The sequence below is a fragment of the Halarchaeum acidiphilum MH1-52-1 genome, assembly GCF_000474235.1.
Classification (GTDB): Archaea; Halobacteriota; Halobacteria; order Halobacteriales; family Halobacteriaceae; genus Halarchaeum; species Halarchaeum acidiphilum.
This window is the reverse complement of the sequence record NZ_BATA01000101.1, coordinates 1-4,799: the sequence shown is the minus strand read 5'-3', so window position 1 is coordinate 4,799 and position 4,799 is coordinate 1. Positions and strand designations below refer to the sequence as shown.

At 69.1% G+C, this 4,799-nt stretch carries 6 protein-coding genes, 1 tRNA gene and 2 pseudogenes; 7 read left to right on the top strand and 2 right to left on the bottom strand.

Translation table 11 applies throughout. From position 1 onward, the window contains the following. The 4 genes and pseudogenes from AOZ13_RS12795 to AOZ13_RS12780 form a co-directional block, all read left to right on the top strand. Positions 1-368 (top strand): annotated as a pseudogene (locus AOZ13_RS12795) (fibrillarin-like rRNA/tRNA 2'-O-methyltransferase); the annotation flags it as partial. 48 nt (positions 369-416) lie between these two features. Then, a complete protein-coding gene (locus tag AOZ13_RS12790) occupies positions 417-1,490 on the top strand; it encodes a glutamate--cysteine ligase (protein WP_020221405.1) in 1,074 nt (357 codons plus the stop codon). 57 nt (positions 1,491-1,547) lie between these two features. Continuing rightward, a complete protein-coding gene (locus AOZ13_RS12785) occupies positions 1,548-2,153 on the top strand; it encodes a winged helix-turn-helix domain-containing protein (RefSeq protein ID WP_020221406.1) in 606 nt (201 codons plus the stop codon). A 40-nt stretch (positions 2,154-2,193) separates the two neighbouring features. Next, positions 2,194-2,676: a phosphopantetheine adenylyltransferase gene (locus tag AOZ13_RS12780; RefSeq protein ID WP_020221407.1), complete on the top strand. Its 483-nt coding sequence runs from the start codon at positions 2,194-2,196 to the stop codon at positions 2,674-2,676. 1 nt (position 2,677) lies between these two features. On the opposite strand, the gene AOZ13_RS12775 is transcribed toward AOZ13_RS12780, so the two are convergent. Continuing rightward, positions 2,678-2,986 (bottom strand): cyclin family protein, encoded by a 309-nt coding sequence (locus AOZ13_RS12775; protein ID WP_020221408.1) that lies wholly within the window; start codon positions 2,984-2,986, stop codon positions 2,678-2,680. Positions 2,987-3,068: 82 nt separating this feature from the next. Here AOZ13_RS12775 and AOZ13_RS12770 point away from each other — a divergent pair. Further along, positions 3,069-3,153, top strand: a tRNA-Leu gene (locus AOZ13_RS12770). Positions 3,154-3,257: 104 nt separating this feature from the next. Here the strand turns inward: AOZ13_RS12770 and AOZ13_RS12765 are convergent. Beyond that, on the bottom strand, positions 3,258-3,608 hold the full coding sequence (locus AOZ13_RS12765; RefSeq protein WP_020221409.1) for a pyridoxamine 5'-phosphate oxidase family protein: 351 nt from the start codon (positions 3,606-3,608) through the stop codon (positions 3,258-3,260). A 101-nt stretch (positions 3,609-3,709) separates the two neighbouring features. Between AOZ13_RS12765 and dacZ the strand changes: the two genes are divergently transcribed. Together dacZ and AOZ13_RS12755 are read left to right on the top strand one after the other, a co-directional pair. After that, complete coding sequence (gene dacZ, locus AOZ13_RS12760; RefSeq protein WP_020221410.1) at positions 3,710-4,531, top strand: diadenylate cyclase DacZ; 822 nt, start codon at positions 3,710-3,712, stop codon at positions 4,529-4,531. Next, positions 4,531-4,799, top strand: a pseudogene (locus AOZ13_RS12755) (mechanosensitive ion channel family protein); the annotation flags it as partial. The gene dacZ and the pseudogene AOZ13_RS12755, both read left to right, overlap by 1 nt.

Genomic DNA, 4,799 nt, shown 5'->3' with positions numbered 1-4,799 from the left:
GTTCGCGCCGCGCTCCGCGCGCGACCTGCTCGACGTCTGCGAGAGCAGGGGAACCCTCTTCCCGCTCCTGAAGGCGCCCGGAAGCCAGAGACGTACGCGCACGTCGTCGAGACCGACCTCGACTGCCTCGTGCAGGACGTCGCGACGCGGGGACAGGCGCGCGTCGCCGTCGAGACGCGCGCTTCCTCGCGCCCGAGGGCCGACTCGTGCTCGCGATCAAGGCCCGGAGCGAGGACGTCACCGCCGACCCCGAGGACGTCTTCGCCGACGTGCTCGACGAACTGCGCGAGACCTACGAGGTGCTGGATCGCGCGCGCCTCGAACCCTATCACGACGATCACCTCGCGGTCGTCGCGTCCCCACGCTGAGGGCCGCCTTCGGTACGCATAAACCCGGCCCCCTCGAAGGCCGGGTGAATGACGACGGGTTCACCGGACGCGTTCAGTGAGCTCGGGACGCTCGGCGTCGAGGAGGAGTTCTTCCTCGTCGGTGCCGACGGCCGCCCGACGGCGGGCAGCGACACGCTCGTCTACGAGGCAGATCCGCCCGCCCGCTTGACCGATCGGATCGATCACGAATTGTTCAAGTTCGTGATCGAGACGCAGACGCCGAAACTCGGCGGGCCGAGCGAGGCGGGCGACGCGATCCGCGAGACGCGCGACGCCCTCGTTTCGTACGCGGCCGAGCACGGCTACGGCGTCGCCGCGGCCGGTCTCCATCCGGGGGCGCGCTGGCGCGAGCACGAACACGCCGAGAAGCCCCGCTATCGCTCCCAGCTCGAGCGCATCCAGTACCCCCAACACCGGAACACGACCGCGGGTCTCCACATCCACGTCGGTGTCGACGACGCCGATAAGGCGATGTGGGTGGCGAACGAGATCCGGTGGTATCTGCCCGTTCTGCTGGCGCTCTCCGCGAACTCGCCGTACTGGAACGGCCACGATACCGGTCTCGCCTCCGCCCGCGCGAAGGTCTTCGAGAACCTGCCGAACACGGGGATGCCGACGACGTTCGACTCGTACGCCGAGTTCGACGCCTTCGAGGAGCGGATGGTCGAGCACGGTTCGATGGCGGACCGCGGCGAGATCTGGTGGGACGTCCGCCCCCACTCCGGACACGGCACTGTCGAGGTCCGCGCGCCCGACGCCCAGCACGATCCGGCGGTCGTCGAAGCGCTCGTCCGATACGTCCACGCGCTCGTGATCGACCTCGCGGAGCGCTACGCGGACGGCGAGTCGGGGTACGCTCACCGCCGCGAACTCCTCGACGAGAACAAGTGGCGCGCGACCCGCCACGGTCACGACGCCTCCTTCATCGCCCGCGACGGCGACGGCACCGTGACGCTCGGCGAGGTCGTCGATCGGGAGTGCGAGCGCCTCGACGTGGCGGGTCTCCGCGACGTCTACGAGACCGAAAGCGGGGCGGACTTCCAGCGTCGCGTCCGCGACACCGAGGGCGCGAACGCGCTCTACGACGCCGTCCGCCTCTGACGGGGTGAGCAAGAGGTTTTTACGCACTCGGGGCTTGTGTTCTCCTGACAACGACATATGGCCGAGGACACATCCGACACGCCCGCGGACGACGGGGACCGGAGCGCCCGCGATCGGATCGAGGAGGGGGCCGACCGCGCGCGCTCCGGGTTCGACGAGCGCGTCGTCGACATCCTCTCGTGGATGCTCGACACCGAGACCCGCGCGCGCATCTACGTCTACCTCCGCCAGCACCCGTGGAGCACGAGCGAGGAGGTCGCCGAGGGGACCGGTCTCTACCCGAGCACGGTGCGCGAGGCGCTCGCCGAACTCGCGAACGAGGATACCGTCGAACGCCGCAAGCGCGAGAGCGAGGGCGCCGGCAACAACCCCTACGAGTACACCGCGATCGCGCCGAGCGACCTCGTCGGCGGCGTCGTCGGCGGCGTACAGGACGAACTGAACACCGTGTTCAATCTCGGCCGCGAGGGCGGCGCGGACGACCAGCCGGTCCGCATCGAGGTCGCCGGCACCGACTCGGACGGCGAGGGAGCGATGAGCGAGGGCGACGCGCCCGACGCGGCCGGCGCGCCCGAGGGGGACACCGGCGACGACGGCGATGTGGCATCGACGGATCGCTCCGCCGTTGATGGCGACGACGGCGACGGCCGCACGGACGTCTGAGACCCAAACGGCTAAACCCGATCGAACCATCGCTCGGTGTATGGATGTCGCGCTGGGCGGGACGTTCGACCCCATACACGACGGACACCGCGCGCTCTTCGAGCGCGCTTTCGAACTCGGGGACGTCACCGTCGGCCTGACGAGCGACGATCTCGCGCCCCGGACCCGTCACGAGGAGCGCCACGTCCGGCCGTTCGAGGAGCGCAAGCGCGATCTCGCGGACGAACTCGAGCGCTTCGCCGCGGAGTACGGTCGCGACTACGAGATCCGGCCGCTCACCGAGCCGACCGGAATCGCCGTCGAGCCACAGTTCGACGCGCTCGTCGTCTCCCCCGAGACCGAGACGGGCGCCGAGCGGGTCAACGAGATCCGCCGCGAACGCGGCATCGACCCGCTGCGCATCGAGGTCGTCCCGCGCGTCGAAGCCGAGGACGGCGGCGTCATCTCCTCGACGCGCATCGTCAAGGGCGAGATCGACGAGCACGGCAACGTGACGCCCGGCAGCACGCCGCGCGAGTCGTAGCCTACCACGTCGGCGGCTCCAGTCCGGCGTCCGCGAGGAGGTCCTTCCAGCGCCCCTGCACCGTCCCCCGAGAGACGTCGGCGGCCTCCGCGACCGCGGTCTGCGAGCGCTGATCGCCGGCGACGAGCGATCCCGCGTAGACCGCCGCCGCGAGCGTCGCGCGCTTCGAACGCTCCTCCTCCGGGAGCGTCGAGAGGAAGAGGTCTTCCGCGGTCGAACGCGCGTCACCGTCGAGATCCAGCCGGTCCGCGACGCGCTCGATCTCCGCGACCCACTCGGCGTGATCGAACGCATCGCCCGCTCGGTACATGCACGCGGGAACGGGCCGCGACGACATAAGCCCACGGCGAAGGCGACACGCTCTTAGTGACCTCGCCCTATCATCGAGGTGCGCACGGGTAGCCAAGCTAGGCCAACGGCGCAGCGCTTAGGACGCTGTCCCGTAGGGGTCCGCCGGTTCGAATCCGGTCCCGTGCATCCGTCTCCGAAGGAACGTGAGGAGCGGACGCGCCGGCGGATTCGAAGCAGTGAGTGCAACGTAGTGAAACGACCGTGGTTCGAATCCGGTCCCTGTCTGTCACCTACTGCCCGGTGATAACGTCGTCGGGACGGATCCGCAGGATCACGCGTTCGCTCTCGATGGGGACGGCGTAGTCGTCACCGGTGTCGCGTCGGGCGAGAACGTCGATGTGTTCGCGAGCGCCGTCGGTCGTCACCTCGTCCACTTCGCCGGTGACGGAGAGGTACCGATAGTCGTCGTCGGGGTCGGTCATGCTCGCCGCGACGTGGGGGTCTCGCTCGGCGTTGCGGGCCTCGCGTCGGTGGCGTTCGGTGTTGACGAGCAGGCGGTCGCCGTCGGGATTGACGGTGGTGACGTGCGCGATCGTCGGCTTTTCGAAGAGGTCGTGGTACGCCTCGGGGACGGTGGCCATACGGGTCGATGGCCGGGGAGCGACGGAGACCTTCGCGTCCCGACAGACGGGCGTCTGACGGGTCACAACCCTTTTGCCCGGTCCACGAGTCGATAGACGTAATGTCTGCGCTGAAGGATCTTCTCGGCGAGCTCGTGACCGATGTCGACGCGCTGGTGTTGTTCTCCCCCAGCGGGTCGTACTACGAGCGCGCGCGAGAGGCCACGGAGGGCGGTGAGATCGACCTGATCGTGGTGGCGGCGGAGAACGGCGTCGGCGCGGACGCGTTCGTCGAACTGCCGCTCGACTTCGCGGACGTCACGGAGCGCGTCCGCTTCGGCATCGAGGGCGCGCTCGACAACGAGTACGTCGCGAACGGCGACGACGTCGCCTGCGTCACCGCGGTGTTCGACGACGGTGAGGACACGGTGACGCGGGTGCGCGTGGACGCGGACCGCCACTCGGGCGTCTACGATCTCTTCGTCCACTCGCGGGCGGATCCCGCGGTCATCCGCGACGTGCTCGACGTCGTGATCGAACTCGGGCAGAAGGGCCAGAAGGGCAAGCCCGTGGGCGCGCTGTTCGTCGTCGGCGACGCCGGGAAGGTGATGAACAAGTCCCGACCGCTCTCGTACAACCCCTTCGAGAAGAGCCACGTCCACGTCGGCGATCCGATCGTGAACGTGATGTTGAAGGAGTTCTCGAGGCTGGACGGCGCGTTCGTCATCTCGGACTCGGGGAAGATCGTCTCCGCGTACCGCTACCTCGAGGGATCGGCGGAGGGCGTCGACATCCCGAAGGGTCTCGGCACGCGGCACATGGCGGCGGCGAGCATCACGCGAGACTCGAACGCGATCGCGGTGGTGCTGAGCGAGAGCGACGGGCTCGTCCGCGCGTTCAAGGGCGGTGAGCTCGTCCTCGAACTCGACCCGGAGGCGTATTGATGGACCTCCAGACGCTCGTGACCGAGAACGTCGACTCCCTCCTCGCGCTCGGCGTGCTCGTCGTCGGGTTCGTCGCGGGGTACGTCATCGGCCGAGTGAACGCCGGCCTCCTCCGCGCGGTCGGCGTCCCGGAGGCCGTCGAGGGGACGAGCGTCGAGCGGACCGCGCGGCGTTTCGGCACCTCCATCGTCTCGGTCCTCGCGCACCTCTCCTCGTGGATCATCTACGCCGTCGCGATCGTCCTCGCGCTCGCCGTCACCGACCTCGT

Coding starts and splice junctions, on each gene's coding strand:
- AOZ13_RS12790 (WP_020221405.1), top strand. CDS start 417: ATGACGACGGGTTCACCGGACGCGTTCAGTGAGCTCGGGACGCTCGGC.
- AOZ13_RS12785 (WP_020221406.1), top strand. CDS start 1,548: ATGGCCGAGGACACATCCGACACGCCCGCGGACGACGGGGACCGGAGC.
- AOZ13_RS12780 (WP_020221407.1), top strand. CDS start 2,194: ATGGATGTCGCGCTGGGCGGGACGTTCGACCCCATACACGACGGACAC.
- AOZ13_RS12775 (WP_020221408.1), bottom strand. CDS start 2,986: ATGTACCGAGCGGGCGATGCGTTCGATCACGCCGAGTGGGTCGCGGAG.
- AOZ13_RS12765 (WP_020221409.1), bottom strand. CDS start 3,608: ATGGCCACCGTCCCCGAGGCGTACCACGACCTCTTCGAAAAGCCGACG.
- dacZ (WP_020221410.1), top strand. CDS start 3,710: ATGTCTGCGCTGAAGGATCTTCTCGGCGAGCTCGTGACCGATGTCGAC.